Origin of the sequence: Panacibacter ginsenosidivorans (assembly GCF_007971225.1) — a bacterium.
Taxonomy (GTDB): Bacteria; Bacteroidota; Bacteroidia; order Chitinophagales; family Chitinophagaceae; genus Panacibacter; species Panacibacter ginsenosidivorans.
On sequence record NZ_CP042435.1, the window covers coordinates 4,742,955 to 4,763,676 of the forward strand.

The following is a 20,722-nucleotide window of genomic DNA, read 5'->3' on the forward strand; positions in this document are numbered from 1 at the left end:
TTCAAATGAATTTTAAAGATAGTGTTATCTATTTGGGTTATCATGATGATAGGTTATCTTATCTTGATTCATATTTAATTTAAACTTACAGCATGAAAAAGATAGCTGTTATTTCCGTTCTTATTTTTTGTGGTCTCACCACAACATTGAACGCACAAAAAGGTTGGATAAAAATGTTCAACGGGAAAGATCTTAGCGACTGGATCATTAAAATAAAAGATCACCCGTTGAATGAAAATTATGGAAACACTTTCCGCGTGGAAAATGGCGTGATGAAAGTTAGTTACGATCAATACAACAATCAATTTAAAGAACAGTTTGGTCATATATTTTATAAGCAAAAATTTTCTGCTTACCTCTTGTATATTGAATACCGCTTTACCGGCGACCAGATAAAAGACGGGCCTGACTGGGCATACCGCAACAGTGGTGCTATGCTTCATTGCCAGGATCCAAAAAGTATGATGGTAGAACAGGACTTCCCCATTTCATTAGAGATGCAGCTACTAGGTGGCAATGGAAAAGATGAACGTTCTACCTGCAATCTTTGCACGCCAGGAACCAATGTTATTTTAGATGGAAAATTTTTTACACCGCATTGTGTAAACTCCACTTCCAAAACATTTCATGGAGATCAATGGGTAGTAGCGCAGGCACTGGTTTTAGGCGATTCTATCATTAAGCATATAGTAGGATCTGATACAGTGTTAATGTACACAAAACCGCAGTATGATGGAAGAGATAAATGGGTGCAAAAAAAAGGGTTTAAAGATGGCGCATTGATAAGTGAAGGATATATTTCCTTACAAAGTGAAAGTCATCCGGTGGAATTCAGGAAAGTTGAACTATTTGATCTTTCGCCTTACATGAATGATCCAAAAAAACTGCAGGAAATTTTAATGCAGTTGCAGCAGGTTAGGCATTAAAAGCTAATAATGTTTAAAAACGACAATAACTGTGGTTTGCCATTAATCACCTGTATGTTGCACATTATGCAATTCAATCAGTTGCCCAACTTCTGATGATAGTTCAGTTTCATGATCTGTTTGTGTGTCTATCCAGCGGCCAGCCCCTTCATCATCTTCGGTGTGTCGCAAATGCATGTCTCCATCTGGCATATGTACAAGATATTCAGTGTTACCATTATTTTTTCCCATTGTTTCTACACTGATCGTTGCTTTATTAAAGCTGATGCTAAATATGTTTTTCATTCTATAAAGCTACAAACTGGAACATTAAAAACCTGCATGAAATTTAATACCATTTTTTTGTCGGATAATTTTTTTGAGCCGGCTATTGATCAATAATTAAACTTTTGTTGCGTCGCACTTTTGTACTGTAGAAAAGCTGGAAGCTATTAGCTGCGGGCCATAAGCAAGAAACTCATAGCCCGCCGCTCAAAGCTCAATTGCACAAGTGTGCGACGCAACAGGTGTTGCTATAATTTGTGGTGCCTGGTACAAAAAATAATAAAGCACTTCAAAACTGAAGTGCTTTTGTAAAATTGGTAAACATATTTTTTATTGGGCAATTGCGTTGCGGTAAGCAATACCATTCGGCTGCAAAGTTATTCCCTGGTGCAGTGCAACGCCTCCGATTCCTCCGCCTCCGCTGCCTGCGTTGGAATAATCTATTGCATAACTTAACCCTGCCAGCCTGAATTCGTTAACCTGGCTTGCAATAAGTGAAGAGGTTTTATTGGTCTGGCCAAATTCATTGGTAAGCACATTTTTGCCCGTAGCTTTTCTAAGATAATCTGCTACTTCTTTTGCTACACCTTTAGCAGAAGTAGATGTGTTCTTGCTTGCATTGTCGCCCATAGGTTCATACCAATGAAAGTTTACATAATCCAGTGCCATGTTTTTGTATGCTGCGATCATCTTTTTGCATTTGGTAAGTTTTGCATTAAGATCTGCACTACCGTTGCCCTTAGCTGTTTTTATATAACTGCTGCTCATTCCCGACCTGCTTGCAAAATCATCAGCTTTTTTCTGCTGGCCCTGGCTTACATAATCCTGGTACACACAAATAAGCACCATGCCTATATGTAATGCACCGTCTGATACTTTTATACCACGGGCTTTACATACATCGATGGCTGCGCGCAGTTCTGTAAAGTAGTTTTCAATTGGCCCTGTATAGTAGCCTTCATTGGCAGGTTCATTTTCAATTACAGCCACCTCGGGATGATAACTGTCAAGTACATTCGCAAGAGATTTTTTATACTTAACCATATCTGTGGGAAAAGGGTGAGCCCCACTGCTGGAACTTTTATTATTCAGGTTGAGCAAAACTTTAACTCCTGCATTACTGAAATCTTCTAAAACAGGTGATCTTCCATTGTAACCATCCAGGATGATTGAATTTCTGACATAAGAAACACCTAATTCATTTGAAATAGTGATCTTATCATCTGTGTCGGCTTTAGGATCGGCCACCATTACCCCAAATTTTGTTTGTGCTGTAACAAGCTGGCTTTCTTCTGACACGGATAGAACTCCATTAACATCTGTGTTTTGGTTTGCTGTAATTTCTTTTTTACAACTAACTGCTGCGCTGATACAACCAAGCACCAGCAAAAAGGATACTGTTTTTTTCATTTCTACATTATCGGTTTAATAAATAAATAGCAACTGTTTGCAAGAATATACAGGGGTAATTTCTGTTACCCTGCAATTTTTGCATGAGCGACTTTTTTTAAGCCATTAAATAAACCGTAAATATGTGCAGCATTTACGGGGGTTCATTTTTGATCTGAATATTACCAATACAGTAATTTTAAAACAGCGTCATTTTAATACAGGTTATATGTACTTAATAGATTTTTGCTGTTAAGCATTTAAAGGACGGGGGTTTGAAGACGCAAGAAATTTGCAAAAACAATGCCGTAAAGGGATTTTAGGAAGATACATCGGGCAAAAGAATGTCTGTATAAGTCATTTAAAATTTGTTATATAAGCAGATGTTTCCACAGATCCAAAAAATATAACAGTGCTTATATATTTATTCAAAGGTAACAGCGGTTAATTTTAATATCATCTGATGAATATATTTTATCAAATATTATGTGTAAACAGCCGAATAAAAAAAGCACTTCTTATGTGAAGTGCTTTTCATTGATTGATATTTATTGCTAACTATTATTGCGCTACCTGATTGCGATAAGATACACCATTTGGCTGCAGTGTGGTTCCTTTCTGTAAAGCTTGCGGCTGCATGTTACCGCCACCTGTGCCGGAGTAATCTATAGCATAACTAAGTCCTGCTTTTCTAAATTCATCTACCTGGCTTGCAACAAGTGAAGCAGTAGTAATGGTCTGGCCAAACTCATTGGTAAGTACATTTTTGCCTGTAGCTTTTCGTAAATAATCTGCTACTTCTTTTGCAACACCCGGTGCAGAAGTAGCAGCAGTACTTTTACTTGCATTCAAACCCATTGGCTCATACCAGTGGAAATTTACATAATCAAGTGCCATTGTTTGGTATGCTGCGATCATCTTTTTGCATTTGTCTAATTTTGCATTAAGCGTGCTGCTGCCTTTACCTTTTGCTGTATTTATATAGCTACTGCTCATTCCAGACCTGGTTGCAAAGTCATCAGCTTTAGCCTGTTGGCCCTGGCTCACATAATCCTGGTATACACAAATAAGTACCATGCCAATATGCAGGGCACCATCAGATACTTTTATGCCACGTGCCTTACAAACATCAATGGCAGTGCGCAATTCAGTAAAGTAATTTTCAATGGGGCCTGTATAATAGCCATCATTGGCTGGCTCATTTTCAATTACGGCTACTTCAGGTTTATACTTGTCAAGTACATTTTCAAGTGATGCCTTGTACTTAACCATATCGGTAGGAAAAGGATTTGCACCGCCACTTGCGCTTTTGTTGTTGAGGTTAAGTAATACCTTGAGGCCTGCATTCTGATAATCCTCTATTATGACAGATCTTCCCGTGTAGGAATCCAGGCAAATCGAGGTTCTTACACACCCAACACCTAATTCATTTGAGATGGTGATCTTGCCGTCTGTGCTAATGGTTGGATCTGCTACCAATACGCCAAATTTTGATGAGTCTGACACAAGCTGGCTGGCGTCTGTTGCAGTTAGTGAAGCACTAACATCTCCAGTTTGTTTAGTTGTAGTTTCTTTCTTGCAACTCATTACTCCACTGATACAACCAAGTACCAGGATAAAGGATACTGTCTTTTTCATTTTAATATTGGTTTTATTAATAATTACACTTAGTTATCTGCATTTGTAATCCTATATTTCAGGCATAACAATTACAGCAGCATATAACTACATGCTTGTTCAACACATTAATAAACCGTAAATATTATATGATTTACGGGGGTTTGTTTAACTGCACATTCTAACTGGCTTACCTTTCAATAAGCTTTAGTAAAATGTTTTTAAGATTTACCGTGGTGGATTTTATAGGCGCTGACTATATAAGCATTTAAAGGACGGGGGTCCGTAGCTAAGAAATAATTTGCAAAAACGGTGCCGTAAGATATTTTTCAAAAGATAAATCAGGTAAAAGAATGTCTGTAAAAGTCATTTAAAAAAACGTTATATAAGTTTAAACTAATTTTTAATACGGATTAAAATTATAACAGTGCTTATATAATTTAGAGCAATGTAATTGATACATAATTTTTTTTGAGCTCAGCTACATAACCATTGGAAACACCTGTTGCGTCGCACTCTTCAAGGTTCTGTTGTTTTTTGTGCAATTGAAGCTTTGGTTATTAAAAACACTTCTTGAACAAAATGCAGAAATGAAAACATAATTGATACTTCATTACTTTCAGTATCCGTATAATAGAGTGAACGCAATCAAAATTTAGTTCATTAGTAAAAGAAAATATCCATATAATTTATTGGTACAAAACAATTTGGTACATTTTACCAGCAATAGAAATATTCGTATAATCTTTATTGGGTTAAAAGAAAAACACTTCATCTAGAGAAGTGTTTTTTATAGTGGTTTATCATTAATCGATTTTATTGCGACACAGCATCTCTGTATGCAATACCATTAGGCAATAAAACTGTGCCATCAGTTAAGGGCAATGAACCAATGCCACCGCCGCTGGTACCGGAAAAATCTATAGCATAAGCAAGGTGTGCGAGTTTGAATTCATTTACCTGGCTGGCAACTAATGTTGGTAGCTGGTTAGTTTGTCCAAATTCATTAGTAAGAACTTGCTTTCCCGTTGATTTTATAAGAAAAGCAGCCACTTCTTTTGCAACGCCTGGCGCCGAAATTGCAGGATCATTATTTTCATTCAATGGCTCATACCAGTGAATATTTACATAGTCAAGGTCCATTTTTTTGTAAGCTGCAATCATTTTTTTGCACTTGTCTAATTTTGCATTCATGTCTGCACTCCCTTTGCCCTGTGCTGTTCTCAGATAGTTATTGTTTAATGCCCTGCTTGCAAAATCATCTGCTTTTGCCTGAAGGCCACGGCTGACATAGTCCTGGTAAACAAGTATGCAAACCATTCCGGTATGCAGTGCCCCATCTGCTACTTTTACGCTATGTGCATGGCAAACCGTAATAGCATTGCTTAATTCCGTGAAGTAATCTTCTATCGGGCTGCTGTAATAGCCGTCATTAGCAGGTTCATTTTCTATTACGGCTACTTCAGGTGTATACTTATTTAAAACGCTATCTACTAAAATCCGGTAGTTTACCATATCGGTTGGAAAGGCTGCGGGCTTTTGCGCGCTATAATTAAGATTAAGTAATATTTTGAATCCATTGGATTGGTATTTATCCAGCATTGGAGCTTTACCATTATAATATTGAAGAATAACAGCATCTCTTACATAGCTAACGCCAAGTTCCTGCGCTACGGTAATTCTATCATCTCCTTCCACACTATTTGCTAAAACACCAAACCTGGTGGAAGCTACAACATCATCTGAAGATAAAGTACTTGCGATGGTATTTTCATTAATTGCTGGTGCTGCTTCCTTTTTACAGCTTACCACTGCAGCTATCCAAAGAAATACCAGCAAGGTGTGTATAGTTCTTTTCATTTACATTATAGGTTATAGTGTATTAATGCGTAACCACCATACTGCCTGCTATAGGTTATTACACTATACAGCAAGTATGGGCGCTATGCTTTTACTACATTATTATACACCGTAAATAGCTTTGATTTACGGGGGGATTATAAAATCTTGCATCGTAAGTGATGCAATACAGGTTTGATACCCGCTGATAAATTTTAAAGATACCTAGTGTTTGATCCACTGGTTAGGCTAACGGAATTTAAAGGACGGGGGTGAGATTTAATCGGAAATATTAGCAAAAACAATGCCGTATAGCCCTTTGTGCAAAAGAAATCTGATGAAGAAATAGTTATGCACAATGATTGGTAGAAACATGTGTTAGTATTTCTATTTATAGCATGTATAAATTATTCACTAATACTTTTTTTGTTATGATGAATATTGAATAAGGCGTACAAGAGTGCGACGCAACAGACGTTTCAGCACAGTGCCAAAGCCCGGGCCATGAAAATGATTTATAAGAACCTTCATTCTTCCGCATGAGGTAAATCGTAATTTTTACCAACTACAAAAAACATTAATTGCATAACGGTCATTGATTGGAACTGCTTATCTTAACGCAAAAATGTTTGCCTATGCTACGCAGAAAATTTATGCAGCAATCTGTAATGGCCGGTGCAGGTCTTTTCACAGCATCACACTTAAGCGCTAAAGATAGAGCGCCTTATGCAGAGAAACCCTTTAAACTTAATTATGCTTTTCACGACGGAACATTTGAAAATAATGCCGGCGCTAATTTTCTGGACCAGATACAGTTTGGTTACGATATGGGTTTTCGTGCTATTGAAGACAATGGAATGATGAGCCGCAGTGTTGATGAGCAAAAAAAGATAGGCGATAAGCTTGCTAAGCTCGGCATGAGTATGGGTGTATTTGTTATTACTTCTGATAACTGGCACTGGCGCACCTCACTTACAACTGGCAAACAGGAGTGGACAGATAAGATGATCAAAGACTGTAAAGAAGCAGTAGAAGTTGCCAAACGTTGCAATGCCAAATGGATGACTGTTGTACCCGGTAATTACGAAAGAAGTTTACCATTAGATTATCAAACTGCTAATGTAATTACTGCCTTACGTAAAGGCGCTGAAATATTAGAGCCACATGGGCTTGTAATGGTGCTGGAAGCATTAAGTGATAATCCCGATCTCTTTCTGCGTCACACAGATCAAACGGTAATGGTGTGCAAGGCCGTGAATAGTCCTTCCTGCAAATTTCTTTTTGACATGTATCATATGCAGCGCAATGAAGGTAATATCATTAACAATATTGATGCTGCATGGGATGAGATCGGTTATTTACAAATAGGAGATAACCCCGGCCGCAATGAACCTTACTCCGGCGAAATGAATTACCATAACATCTTTAAACATATACACAGCAAAGATTACAAAGGCATTCTTGGCATGGAACATGGTATGACCGGCAAAGGCAAGGAAGGTGAAATGGCTTTGATAAAAGCATACAGGGATAGTGATGATTTTTAATTTTTTTGAACCGGGCTTTACATATTATTGCATCGCCTGTTGCGTCGCACACTTGTACTGATAAATTTTCAAGCAGCATTTATATTTTTACACTATGTCATTGTTTATTGCATCATTAAATTCAGGCAGTAATGGAAATTGTTACTATGTAGGTAACGATAATGAAGCTGTATTAATTGATGCAGGCATATCGTGCAGGGAAACTGAGAAGCGTATGAAGCGCCTTGGGTTAATGATCGAAAAAGTAAAAGCCGTTTTTGTATCGCATGAGCATACCGATCATATCAATGGCATCAGCACCATTTCAAATAAACATAAATTACCGGTTTATATTACAGCAGAAACGTTACGACACTGCAGGCTGAGTATTGCAAAGCATTTGATCGTTCCTTTTAGTGCAAATAAACCTACAATGGTTGGAAATCTTTCGGTCAAAGCTTTTACAAAATTTCATGATGCCGATGACCCGCATAGTTTTGTTGTAGAAAGTAATGCGGTAAAAGTTGCTGTGATTACAGATATTGGGATTACATGCGAACAGGTAATTCATCATTTTAAACAATGTCATGCTGCATTTCTCGAATCAAATTATGATGAAACAATGCTGGCAACAGGCAGTTATCCGTATCATTTAAAGAAGCGCATTAGTGGTGGCAACGGGCATTTATCCAATACGCAGGCCCTTAATTTGTTTCTTACACACAGGCCATCTTTTATGAGTCACCTGATTTTATCGCATCTTTCAAAAAATAATAACAAACCCGAAATAGTAGAAAATTTATTTGCGCCGCATGCAGGTGCTACAAAAATTATTGTTGCAAGCCGTTATGAAGAAACACAGGTATATGAAGTAAAGGGTTCAATTAACAATGCTGTACCAAAAAATAAAAACAATAAACATTCTCAGCAGCTTGCTCTGTTTTAATGCAGGATAGATATTTTTCTTCTTACTTAAATGCTTATTCAACATTATGGAAGCACCCGATAAATTACAACGCATCGTTGAGGCACGCATGAAACTGAAAGCCCGTTTTGAAGAAAAAATAAAACAAACACCTTCTGTTGCAGATAATAAACCAATGGGCAAAGGCGATGTTAACCGGCATGGTATGCCTGTGTTGCCTGTTGGGCAAACCATCACACATAAATGGCCCGTACTTGATCTTGGTATTGAACCTGATATTTCTTTAAAAGAATGGCGACTGATTATTGATGGTGCAGTAGAACACCCAACCACATTAACATGGGAAGACTTTATGGCTTTGCCTCAAACAAATGACACTTCTGATTTTCATTGTGTTACTACATGGTCAAAATTAAATATCAATTGGAACGGCGTTCGGTTGCTTGATCTTGCGGCATTGGTGCAACCAAAAGAAACGGCTACGCATATTATGTGCTATGGTTACGATGATTACACCACCAATGTTTCGCTGGAAGAAGCGTTGAAACCAGATGTATTATTGGTGCACACCGTAGAAGATAAACCATTACCAAAAGAACATGGTGGCCCTGTGCGCATGATAACACCACAGTTGTATGCCTGGAAAGGGTCGAAGTGGATAAGCAGGATAGAATTTTTGACAAAAAATAAATTAGGATTCTGGGAAGAGAGAGGTTACTCCAATACTGCCTATCCATGGAGAAATGACAGATATAGTTGAAAATATTTTTTAACAAGCCCCAAAATATCTATTGAACATCGTTGTGTCACTCACTTGTACGTTCGAAACTTTATTCGTCAATCGTAAATCGGGTAAAGTTTTTATTGACGATTGATGAACACTATTCACGACCCTTAAGTACAAGTGTGCGACGCAACAGTTGATGCCATGAAAAACTATTGTTGGGTAAATAAAAGCAAATGCACTTATTGATCTGCAATTTCTATTTCCAGGTTTTCTTTTAATTCGGCGAGTTTGTTTTTTAAAAGCACCCCCTGATCATTTGTACTGAGTGCTGCGACGTCTGCGAGTATTTCCAGGGTTTCTATTTCAGCTTTTTTCTTTCCCCTGGAGCCCTGTTTTTTCCAGATGTTTTTATATTTATTTTCCAGCTTTTTCCAGTTAGCATCGTCTTTAGCTTTGTCGGGATCAATCAAAAGAAAAGTAAGATCTATCGTAGCATCTTCAATAAGCTCCCAATAATCCATATTGAGATAAAGTTGTTTTAATGCCGTTTTGTTTTGTTCTAATTCTTTTGTCCAGTCCTGAATTAATTTTTCATTGTAAGATAAGCCTTGTTTGTCTTCTTTTTGTTCATCTGAAAGAGCCAGCAGCCATTTTAAAGCAGCCCAGTTTTTGAAAGCATATTTTTTATCGTTGTTATTTTTATACGCTTCATAATAAAAAAGTTCTGCCTGTTTGTAGCTGTTTTTTTTATCTTCAACATTAGCTTGTAGAAGACCTTTTCTTTTGTAAGAGCTTCCCAAAAGATTATTCCTTTCTGCAGTAGATTTAATATTAAGCAACATTTTTAATTCTGAAATAACCGTATCAATTTTATTTATCAATGCCTGTATATCTCCACCTGCTTTAAAATCCTCAACATATTTTTTGCACCTTACATTGCAATATATTTCCAGGGCAGCTACGGTGAAAGTCGCTTTCTCTTTATCTTTTAGATCAGTAAACGCATCAACTGCTTTGCTATATTCGCCCAATTCATAGTATATCATTGCTTCTATCTGTGAAGTATCTGTATCATTGATCTCTGCAATATCTTTAGCTTCTTTTATTTTTTTAAGTTCATCAAGCGCGCCTTTGCAAGTGTAATTCTTTGTATCAAGATCGTTTTTTAAGTTATTAAGGTCTATTTCTACTTCTTCTGCCATTACATATTGCTTGCCCGTATTAGTATTTGAAGAAGTGCGGTTTATTAGCCTGTAAAATGGATCGCCGTAGCATTGATAAGCGCCCCATGTATTGTTAGTGTTGTGGTACCTTTCATATATAATAGCTCGTGCTTCTTTTACGGCATCGCCAAAATTGCAGCCCGAGAACATGCGTGCGTAAAATGCTTCTGCAAATTCATGTGCTGCATCATCATTTACAGCCCACCCTGCTGCTATCACTGCTTTTACGCCCATTTGTATAAGTTGTGTGCCAAGGTTTGCAGCCAGTTTATATTTATTAGAGAAAAATTTTTCCTGCCCGGGTTCTATTTTTCCAAGATGGCAGCAATTTATGAACACGAGTTCGGGTACCGTTTCCATTTGTTCAATATCGAATGGTGTAAGGAAAATTTCTTTGCCTATTACCATTCCTGATTTTCCAGGCGTATCAGGATTATAAAGACCATGGCCTGCAAGATGAACGATCTTATATTCATTACAAAAAAGAGCCTCTGCTATTTCTGCAGCATTTTTGTTAATAAGTGTTTTTTTGTCGTAGCCATTTTTTTCCAATACAACATCTACAAGTTCTCCTTCAGTCTTTGCTCCGTTAAGTTGTGTTATAAAGCCATCGAGTATAGGGTCGGCTACTATTAAAGCTTTATCATTTGTTACACGATTAATATTGGAACGGTATTCTTTTGTTGATAGCTGTCTTATCATTCCTGCATTTACACAAAGCGGTTTAGCATTTGTGCTGTTATCCTGTAATAGTTCCCATGGGTATGCGGCTGTTTCTTTTTCTAGTATCCAGCTAATGCTACCTTTTTTCTTTAGCTGATCTTTAAAATCATTTGGTATCATAAGCTCAAACAATGTTTTTGCATAACAGGGCGTCCATGAATTCTGTGTTGATATCTGCTCTATAAAAAGATCAATAAGGGGTGTGCTGCTAAATAATTCTTTTTCTTCTTCTCTTGCATCGCCTGTTGATACGTTGAATACAAGAGATGATATTTCATTTGAGCCTTCTTTTATGGTTTTGGATTTGATAGTAAACCTGCGCCACCATTCTTCCATAAAATCTGCAGGCATTCTTTTTTTTGAGCCGAACAGGATTTTGAACTTTTTATTCCCGATCCGGATATTATAATTGTTGTTTTCCTTGCTTTCTATTTTTCTTAATGCATACATACAGTTTAAGGCTTTATCCTCATACAGTTCAATGAATTCAATATATTGAACTGTCCTTATATTATTTTTGTAAAGCTCTGCAACTTTATCATTAGCATTATTTACACCCTCAATAATTGCTTTAATCGAACTTTCCACAGTAAGGCCACCATAACCACAACCAATGATCAATGCAGATATACCGATCTCTTTATCTGTATCCGGCTGATTTTTTATATCAAGCAAATATTTTGATATGGCCTGCTCCACTGTTTGAGAAAGTAGAAATGCTGTAAGTGTTCCAGGCTCGCCAAGGCCAACAATTATCGTCCCGGGGAAATCACTCTCTTTTGTGGTACCAGCTAATGCGGCACTGGTGCCAATCGCTCCCGGGTATATACCTAATGTATGCCTTGCTGTAAGTGTACCATTCATAGCTTTATCAATTACCTTTTCTGCATATAAAATACCATCGTTGAGAAAATGCCCGGCCAGCACAGGAAACGTAGCGTAAGCCAGATCGCCATGACTTACTGAAATTGATAATGGTATTTGACTAACCAACTGCTCATTGCTTTCCGTTATGCCGAATACAGCATTTTCGATGCCTCTTTCGGAGAGGTCGAAATTGTACAAATCAGGCATGCGGAATAATTTCTCCTCGCCCCTTATGGAGGGTTGTGTTTTGTTGAGTAAAGAAGTATGCCCTTTCTCCAATATTTCCAGTATTCCAGGAAATATAGTGGGCTCATTGGCAAGGGCACCATGTGTTGCATTTACATAATACACTGCTTTTGCATCAATCATCTTTTGTGGAATTCCACTTTTCCATGTTACACTTTGATCCCCTTCTCCTGTGTAAAGAAATACCAGTTCTCTGCCGGGAAGAAGGTTGTCGTTAAAATAATCACATGGGGTATATTTATCTTTTCCTGCTATATACACCATATTGGAATAATCTATCTGCTCTTTTTTGCTGTTAATAGCTTCCCTGTAGTCTCTAAAATCAGCAAGATCTGCTTTTGTGGGGATGGGCCAAGCGCTATCATCCAGCGAATCTCTCATTTTTTCCCAGGTGGCAACATCTGCAAAGTCTATATTTTCTTCGCGTTCGTTTGTACCGGTTGTTAAAGGCAGCAAACTCAATATACCCGGAAAGTTTACGAATATGTTGATGAGTTCTTTTTTTGTGTGCACCCTGTCTAGCAGGTTTAATGAATTAATAATGGCATCATTACCAAATAAAACAGCAGGTATTCTGTATGAACCACCTAATGGTGAGCCGAGAAACAATAACCTGAAATCTTTTGAGGCGTTGAGTTGTAGCCATGTTTCATTATGGTATATAATAAAATCACGAACCAGTACACCGCCCATAGAATGACCAATGATTTTTATAGGCTGCCTGAGTTTTAGCAGTTTAATAATCGTGTCATTAAAATCAGCCGCACATTCTTTTAGAGGTTTGCGCCAGTCAAAAGGATAAATGATCACTTCATAAGTTTGGGAAAGATTATTTGCAAGTCTGCCATAAGATGTTTCTATTAATGATGTAGCAGTGATATTTGAGTCAGAGGTGTATGCAAGATATCTAAGGCCACCTTTGATCGTATGCAAATAAGCAAGCCAGATTTTATCGTCTTTCAGAGAAAGATTAGAGCCCATAATGCCTGGCAGTAATATCGCTATGGGTTTTTCGCCTGTTGGAATTTTATCTTTTGTTACCAGTGCTCCGTGCTCTATCGAAGGCAAAATACCTCTGTCACTTGCGGGAATATCAAACTGATTTTTTGTTGTAAAACCCGGAATGCCTTTGCCATCAGGTGTTTTTAAAGCCAGTAATATTGCATCTCGGGTTTTGTTGTTTTTAAAATAGGTTATGTGATCAACTGTTTTTCCTTCATCAAAAAAATACTGTACATCATCTTTACGTTTTGCACCGAGGTACATAGAGTCTGTATTAACCACCAGATCATTCCGCTGCATGTAAAAAAGCTTCCCCAGAATTATAAAAAGACCTCTGAAACTTAAGCTAAGTTTACCATTACCTGAAATGATGGCAAGCGAACTTCCGTCTATTTCAATATCTCCGGCACGATCATTTAAAACTTTTATAAAAGGAGATTCAGGCCCCATGGCTTCTATACCTGGCAACACCTTTATATTCTCTTTTGTTTGTAAGGTTTCAGCTATCAGTTCTTTTAGTATGACTGCAATTTCATTTGCTTCGCGACCAAGCAAATTATATAGCACATTGAATATCTGGTCCATTCTTTTAGATGCAAGCTTAGTACCCGCTGCAGGACAAGCAACCCTGATAAACTTTTTTACTTTTATTTTTTTCTTGCTATAAATTTCATTGAGTGCTTTTATACATTCAATGTCGCTGTCTCTTTTTTCTTTTGTAAGAAGTTCTATATTGGCGCCCGAAAATCCAGTAGTTCTGTCTTTTTCATCCCTGCTATAACGGCAAAGTATATCTCCAATAAGGCCGCCTCTCGAATGGCTTATGATATGCAGTTCGGCGCCACCGGGTAATTTTTTTGAAAGATCAACTGCATTCTGCAAGGGACTTTGTGTTAATGTGCGGTGTTCAAATGCCAGTACATTTTCTTTGTAGCTGTCATGAATATAATTCCATACATCTGCCTCCTGCAGATCACCATAGGCTCCTTTTGTGTCTGAATTGGTACCGTGTATAAAAAGAAAGAATGGTCTGTCTGTATCAAATTTGCTTTTCTCATCAACTTTTTGAAATGAAAAATCTCTTTTTAAAAAATTAAGGCCTTCTCTTGAAATTATCTGGTCGTCTTTTTTTTCTGTAAGATGTTTTTCTTCCAGCTTGCCTGCCAGTCCTCCTATGCCTTTATTAATTGCTTTTTTAGTGAATATGCTGATAAATTTTGCAACTATAGTTCCAATAATCCCTCTTTCGGTTGAAACATTATTTAAAGTAGCCGGTATTACAAATCCTCCGCCATCCCGCTGCAGGTTTTCTGCTTCGGGATACAATTCATGTAATGTTGCAGCATCGCACATCCATGTGGTACCATCATCAAATCTAAATTCCAGCAACTTGTCGTTAAGGTCAATTGTGTGCATAGGTACATCATCCCTTGTAGTGCCACTAAGCTCATAAGTTGCAATATGTTCTAATGATGTTTCAACCGGAATATTAAAATTTACTCCACGCGAATTACTGCCAGCGGGTTGCGCGGCTTCTTTACCCCGGATGATAATTTTATTGATGCTCATATGAAAATGGTTTCTGTATTGGTTAATTTCTTTTCTTATTACACACAAACTTTTAATAGTTATTGGAGGATGATTGGAGCTCAATGGTTGGGGTATATAGCAACTGACAATACTAATGTAATGATTTTAATGAAGAAACAAAGCATGAATTTGTATGATCAAATAAATGACCTGGAGTATTTATATTTTGAACCAAACTCTATTACTGCTATTAAGCTTTAGTTGCGTCGCACACTTGTACAATTTGTTTTTTTGTGCGGCTTAACAGGTAAGTATAAACAAAAAAGAGCCGGGTATCATTATAATTAATGATGCCCGGCTCTTATAGAATTATAAGAGTGTTGTATTAAGAGTTCAGCAGGGATCTAACCATACAAGAGTGCGACGCAACATAAGCTGATATTATTGCAATGCCTGGCACATAAATCAGTTGTTTGCACTCTTTAGAAAATCGATAACTTTTGTTATATCGGTTTGCGTAAGGTTTGCACGTACCTGCATATGCATGCCCACGATTTCCCAGTTGTCGTTATTAAATTCACCGGGGCCAGGTGCATTATGACAGCGGTTACAATTTTCTGCCCATAATTGTGCACCTGATTTATCCGCAACTTTTTTTGATACAGAGCAACTGCTCATTGCAATGCTGAATATTGCAGTTATAAATATGATGAATGATATGATGATTGACTTTTTCATAAATTTTATTTTAAGATTAGAAACCAAATACTACCTGTGCATCAAATACCGAAGGATTGTCTTTCTGTTTGAGGTAACAGAATTTTACAAGGCTATTCCAATGCACCCAGTAATCAAGTGCTAATTCATACTGCGTGATGTTACTGCCACCCCACGGCGCATCATTTGGACGATTAAAGAACGAATAACGGCCTGCGAGTTCCAGGTTTCTCAAAAACTTATTATCAACAAGTGAAGGCCTGATACTTGCACTTGCATAATAGGATGTAGGCGCATTGGTAAATGTGTAAGTGGTTTCATCATCTTTTGTGTAAGTGGCATCGTCAACTTTCTGATGTTTTAATTCACCCACAAACCTGATGGTGCTTTTAATGCCGGGGATATTGTGAAAGTAATTTACATCAACCGCTTCCATTTTAACGCCCGTATTTTCATAGCCAGAACCTGCTTCGCCTGTTTTTGATTTATCAAGAAAGGAATAACCAATTTCCAGGCTTGAATTTGCAAGGGGCAAAATAGAAACGCGGCCGCCAACAGCAGTTGATGAGTTGTTTGTAGTGTATGCTTCATATTCAAACTGGCCGGAATTTTCAGGATCGGTAAGTAACTGAGGCCCGTTTGAAATATAAAAATCATAGTTCACTTTTATATCACCAAAGGGTAATGCACCTTCTGCGCCAACACCTGTTTCATTCATGGTTCCTATACCACCATCGCCAAAGCCTGTTGGATCGTTGGAAAATTTATTGATAAAAGCTTCTCCCATTTTACCACGGTAGGCGCCAAATTTTGGAAGAAAACGGCCTGCATGTAAAATAAGATATGGGTTTACGATGTAGCACATGTTCGCATATTCAAGACCAAGATCTGCGGCGCCATCGCCTGTTTCTATTTCAACTTCAGCTTCTACAAAAAGTTTATCGGATATTTTCCAGAGAAAAATTGGTTTGAAGTTCACATCGCCAAAGCCAGACTCTCCCTGCGTTGCAGTATATTTTGCTTCCGCATTGCCTGTTACTAAAAATTTATTGCTGCCCGCAGATTTATTTGTTTGTGCATGTAAAGCTATGCCTGCAAACAAACTGATTATGATTAAGATTTTCTTTTTCATCGCATTATTTTTTTTGAGTTTTTGCAAGTGTCCTGATGTAGTTGATCAACTCCCATCTTTGTGCTTCGTTAAAAGCAGTTTTATAAGATGGCATTGGATTATGACCTTCTGACAATTCCCAGAATAATGCACCGTCTGTCTGATTTTGTACATATGCTGAAGAATGATCAGCAGGCTTTACAGATAATGCAGCAGCGGCAACTCCATCACCTTTACCTTTCTCTCCATGGCAGGGAACACAATACGAAGTATAGAGCGTTTTTCCTTCCTTAAGAGAGGCTGCATTTGCAGTTACAGGATTTTTTACATTATCTGCGTCCTTGGGGGCAATCCATTTTGAACTTTGTGCAGTTGCATTATTGTTTATGAACAATAAAACAATTGTAATAAGGATTATGCAGATATTTATTGCAGCAGTGTTAGCAGAAGGGATACGGTTTCTTTTTTTCATTTGATTTTGTATTGTTGCGGAGTAAAGCTACTGTGACCCTAAAAGGGAAAAGATGATGTTGCAACAGATGTTTTATGATTAACGTCATGTAATTATTCATCTAAACAGTGTATGTTTTAAAGTTGAGATAGAAGTATGGGTCAGTCTGTTTTAACAGGCTTTGGGTTTTTATGGGCAGAGAAATCCCCGGTTATATAATATGTAATAAAAATTTATTGAATACTCTTATTATTTTTGGATGAAATACCTGCTATGAGAAAAATGAACAGCCTGCGTTTTCAACACATTTTATTTATTGCATTACTAACTTCAATTATTTTAAATGCCTGTGACAACAGCAGCAATTCAAATATTGAAAAAGAAGATACTATATCAGTTAACAAAGACACCGACGCGAATAAGCTCAAACCAATATCACAACCACTTATCAGTGATATTTATACAGCCGATCCTTCAGCACATGTATTTGATGGTAAAATTTATATTTATCCTTCGCATGATATTGATGCCGGCATTCCCGAGAATGATAAAGGCGATCATTTTGCTATGCGCGACTATCACATACTTTCTTTAGACAGCATCAATGGAAAAATAACAGATCACGGTGTGGCACTTGATATAAAAGATATTCCATGGGCCGGACGGCAGCTCTGGGCGCCTGATGCAGCTTATAGCAACGGAAAATATTATTTGTATTTTCCTGTAAAAGATAAAACAGATATTTTCCGGATAGGTGTTGCAACAAGCACAAACCCCGCCGGCCCATTTAAAGCAGAACCCAAACCTATAGAAGGGAGTTTTAGCATTGACCCTGCAGTTTTTAAAGATGATGACGGAAATTTTTACATGTACTTCGGCGGTATATGGGGCGGACAATTGCAAAGATGGCAAACAGGCAAATATGATTCAACAGCTAAAGATGAACCTTCGGGTGATATGCCTGCTCTAACAGCAAAAGTTGCCCGCTTAAGCAAAGACATGCTTCATTTTGATGAGAAAGTAAAAGACGTTGTTATATTGGATAAAGATGGTAAACCATTGCAGGCAAAAGATCACGACAAGAGATTCTTCGAAGCATCATGGATATACAAATACAATGGCAAATATTATTTTACTTATTCAACCGGTGACACGCACTTTATTTGTTACGCTACCGGCGCCAGTCCATATGGCCCGTTTACATATCAGGGTGTTGTACTAAATCCCGTGCAGGGCTGGACGAATCATCAGTCAATTGTTGAATTCAATAACAAATGGTATTTGTTTTATCATGATACACAGTTGTCTGGTAAAACACATCTCAGAAATATAAAAGTAACTGAACTAAAGTATAGGCCTGATGGTAGTATTATAACAATTGATGCTTATACAAAGTAATAAGAAATCTTTTTAAGTAAGCTGTGTTACTGCTATCATCGCCTGTTGTGTCACTCACTTATACTGCAGATTCTGTATGCGGCAATGTGTGGTTTATTTATTTATACAGCGCTTCTAAAAAGATGCCAATTGATATGCCGATAAAGTGATTGCGACGCAACGAAGATGCTATGAGATACTATAGCCAGTACCAAACAATCGCAACATGCTTTAAAGCCAAATTAAGAAAGAAAAAGATGAAATGAATTCTATACAACTATTATTTTGTAACATTACAATATAAACCACGCTATATGCTTAATCAAAGATCCGTTTCAACATTTAGTGCAGTGCTTTTCTTTTTAGTTGTCTCCATATTTGTATTTACAAGTTGTTCTGGTGGCAGTGACAACAAGGCGGCTGCAGATTCAACAACCGTGCAGGCTGCACCGGCTGTTGACAGCAGTGGTGCTATGCCAGCAGATACCACTGTATTAGATTCAGCTTCTACAAGGCCGGTTAAGTCTCCTAACTAAGATCTGTTGTAATTAGCGTAAATGCGCCGCAATAATATACGGGATTATTAGCGGGGGGCAATGTTATTGCCGTCTCTTTCCTCTATTTGCACGGAAACTTCTGTTACAGTTAATGGAATCTTGTATGTCTGCATTATTTGAATGTAAGAAGATGCTGTAGCATTTTTTAAGACTATTGTTTTTTAAACAAAATTTCTTTTCATCAATTTAAAAAGTATATTTAGGGTGTAACTGCTGTACAAAATACTATTTCCATGCCCCGTAAAATATATCTTATTTTTTTCTTTGCATGTATAGCTTTCTGCAGCCTGCATGCACAATCGCTCTACGAATTCAAATACACATTTAAAGGAGAGAAAGGACTGGAGTACTATAATGCTTTTATGGTGCGCTATGATGATGGTACCGGATATATCCGTGTTAATTATGCCGAACCTTCTACAGGCGAAAAATACCTGGTTGATATGGATATGGAGGAGAGCTACGATATAGATGGTAAGACCGGCGTTACAGATAGCAGCCTTCTTTACTTCACCGGAATAAATCCCGTAATTATTTCAGGTGATACAACCGAGGGGTATGACCCTGATATTTATGTGTTCGAAAAGAAGGAAGATGGTGATTATTACGATCCGCTAAAAGTTTACTCTGTAGATGATAATGACAGTATTAGTGAAGGCGACTTTACTGATGTCAGGCTGCTTTCTGCAGAAGACCTTACAGAAGATTTTGTATCTCAGTATTTTTTTAAAGACGAACCTTTTTATAAAGGTCTTTTTGAAACAACCACAAGGCAATTGACCAATGATGAAAAAGCAATTACACTGCATGTAATAATAGTGGCCAACACCAACGACCCCGATATTGGTACTACCTGCATGCTTGATAAAGACAGAACCCTGAAAATCTTTACAGACCTTGCTGAATTCATGGGTATAAAGCTGGATGTGAAAACTATTTTTGGTAACGATTACAATAAACAAAATGTGCAGGATGCAGTTACAGCCCTCAAACCTGCGCCACAGGATATTGTGATCTTTTATTACTCGGGGCATGGGTTCAGTAAGAATGATCAATACCAGTACCCATATATGGAACTGAGAGCAAAATCTTTCCAGGGCTTGAATGAAAATTCTATTAACATAGAAGAAGTTTACAACCTTATAAAACAGAAGGGGGCCAGGGTTTCACTTGTAATGAGCGATTGCTGCAATACATTGCCAGAAACACCTGCTGCCGTAAGTGGTGAAGTTGCGCTTACAAGAAGTTCTTCGCTTGGCTGGAGTTTGAATAATTGTTTACAACTTTTTCTACCAACTGCACCTGTAGCTATTTTGATGACTGCTGCAAAAAAAGGAGAAATGTCTGCAGGCAATAACAGCTATGGGGGTTTTTTTACTTTCAATTTTCGTACATCGCTCCTGAATTTTCTAAGCCCAACACATGAGTTTACAGGCGTATCATGGAAGTCACTTATTGATGAGGCACAAACACAGACTGTTAAGAAAGCAACCAATACACTTTGCAATAATCCTGATGGCACCAGGGGCAGATGTGTGCAACATCCTGTTTACAAAATGTGGTAGTTTTTTAGACGAGCTGTATTACTGCTATCATCAGCTGTTGTGTCACTCACTTGTACGTTCGGTAAAACTGTCGACTGAAAAATAAACCGTACAAGAGTGCGACGCAACAAAAGCCAATAGGTAACAGGAACTATGGCTCA

General features: G+C 37.7%; 15 protein-coding genes. 7 read left to right on the plus strand and 8 right to left on the minus strand.

Going from position 1 to position 20,722, the window contains the following annotated elements; all coding sequences use genetic code 11:
- Positions 1-92 precede the first annotated feature (92 nt).
- A complete protein-coding gene (locus FRZ67_RS20175) occupies positions 93-926 on the plus strand; it encodes a 3-keto-disaccharide hydrolase (RefSeq protein WP_147192381.1) in 834 nt (277 codons plus the stop codon).
- A gap of 42 nt (positions 927-968) precedes the next feature.
- Here the strand turns inward: FRZ67_RS20175 and FRZ67_RS20180 are convergent, their stop codons facing one another.
- The 4 genes from FRZ67_RS20180 to FRZ67_RS20195 form a co-directional block, all read right to left on the minus strand.
- The gene (locus tag FRZ67_RS20180) at positions 969-1,211 is read right to left on the minus strand and encodes a hypothetical protein (protein WP_147192382.1); all 243 of its coding nucleotides are present in this window, start codon (positions 1,209-1,211) and stop codon (positions 969-971) included.
- A 309-nt stretch (positions 1,212-1,520) separates the two neighbouring features.
- Positions 1,521-2,600 (minus strand): hypothetical protein, encoded by a 1,080-nt coding sequence (locus FRZ67_RS20185; protein ID WP_147192383.1) that lies wholly within the window; start codon positions 2,598-2,600, stop codon positions 1,521-1,523.
- 540 nt (positions 2,601-3,140) lie between these two features.
- Positions 3,141-4,217: a hypothetical protein gene (locus FRZ67_RS20190; RefSeq protein WP_147192384.1), complete on the minus strand. Its 1,077-nt coding sequence runs from the start codon at positions 4,215-4,217 to the stop codon at positions 3,141-3,143.
- 795 nt (positions 4,218-5,012) lie between these two features.
- Positions 5,013-6,056: a hypothetical protein gene (locus tag FRZ67_RS20195; protein WP_147192385.1), complete on the minus strand. Its 1,044-nt coding sequence runs from the start codon at positions 6,054-6,056 to the stop codon at positions 5,013-5,015.
- Between the two features lie 614 nt (positions 6,057-6,670).
- Here FRZ67_RS20195 and FRZ67_RS20200 point away from each other — a divergent pair.
- The 3 genes from FRZ67_RS20200 (at position 6,671) to FRZ67_RS20210 (ending at position 9,246) form a co-directional block, all read left to right on the plus strand.
- A complete protein-coding gene (locus tag FRZ67_RS20200; protein WP_147192386.1) occupies positions 6,671-7,582 on the plus strand; it encodes a hydroxypyruvate isomerase family protein in 912 nt (303 codons plus the stop codon).
- A gap of 94 nt (positions 7,583-7,676) precedes the next feature.
- A complete protein-coding gene (locus FRZ67_RS20205) occupies positions 7,677-8,507 on the plus strand; it encodes an MBL fold metallo-hydrolase (RefSeq protein WP_147192387.1) in 831 nt (276 codons plus the stop codon).
- A 46-nt stretch (positions 8,508-8,553) separates the two neighbouring features.
- Positions 8,554-9,246 carry a sulfite oxidase-like oxidoreductase gene (locus tag FRZ67_RS20210; RefSeq protein ID WP_147192388.1) on the plus strand — a complete coding sequence of 231 codons (693 nt, stop codon included), beginning with the start codon at positions 8,554-8,556 and terminating at the stop codon, positions 9,244-9,246.
- Positions 9,247-9,452: 206 nt separating this feature from the next.
- Here FRZ67_RS20210 and FRZ67_RS20215 read toward each other — a convergent pair whose 3' ends face one another.
- The 4 genes from FRZ67_RS20215 to FRZ67_RS20230 form a co-directional block, all read right to left on the minus strand.
- The gene (locus FRZ67_RS20215) at positions 9,453-14,843 is read right to left on the minus strand and encodes a DUF7379 domain-containing protein (RefSeq protein ID WP_147192389.1); all 5,391 of its coding nucleotides are present in this window, start codon (positions 14,841-14,843) and stop codon (positions 9,453-9,455) included.
- Positions 14,844-15,269: 426 nt separating this feature from the next.
- Positions 15,270-15,542 (minus strand): c-type cytochrome, encoded by a 273-nt coding sequence (locus tag FRZ67_RS20220; RefSeq protein ID WP_147192390.1) that lies wholly within the window; start codon positions 15,540-15,542, stop codon positions 15,270-15,272.
- A 16-nt stretch (positions 15,543-15,558) separates the two neighbouring features.
- The gene (locus FRZ67_RS20225) at positions 15,559-16,653 is read right to left on the minus strand and encodes a hypothetical protein (protein WP_147192391.1); all 1,095 of its coding nucleotides are present in this window, start codon (positions 16,651-16,653) and stop codon (positions 15,559-15,561) included.
- Positions 16,654-16,657: 4 nt separating this feature from the next.
- Positions 16,658-17,104 (minus strand): c-type cytochrome, encoded by a 447-nt coding sequence (locus FRZ67_RS20230; RefSeq protein ID WP_147192392.1) that lies wholly within the window; start codon positions 17,102-17,104, stop codon positions 16,658-16,660.
- Between the two features lie 252 nt (positions 17,105-17,356).
- On the opposite strand from FRZ67_RS20230, the gene FRZ67_RS20235 reads away from it, so the two are divergent.
- The 3 genes from FRZ67_RS20235 (at position 17,357) to FRZ67_RS20245 (ending at position 20,582) form a co-directional block, all read left to right on the plus strand.
- The gene (locus tag FRZ67_RS20235; protein WP_147192393.1) at positions 17,357-18,481 is read left to right on the plus strand and encodes a glycoside hydrolase family 43 protein; all 1,125 of its coding nucleotides are present in this window, start codon (positions 17,357-17,359) and stop codon (positions 18,479-18,481) included.
- Between the two features lie 293 nt (positions 18,482-18,774).
- Positions 18,775-18,996: a hypothetical protein gene (locus FRZ67_RS20240; RefSeq protein ID WP_147192394.1), complete on the plus strand. Its 222-nt coding sequence runs from the start codon at positions 18,775-18,777 to the stop codon at positions 18,994-18,996.
- Positions 18,997-19,250: 254 nt separating this feature from the next.
- On the plus strand, positions 19,251-20,582 hold the full coding sequence (locus tag FRZ67_RS20245; RefSeq protein ID WP_147192395.1) for a caspase family protein: 1,332 nt from the start codon (positions 19,251-19,253) through the stop codon (positions 20,580-20,582).
- Positions 20,583-20,722 lie beyond the last annotated feature (140 nt).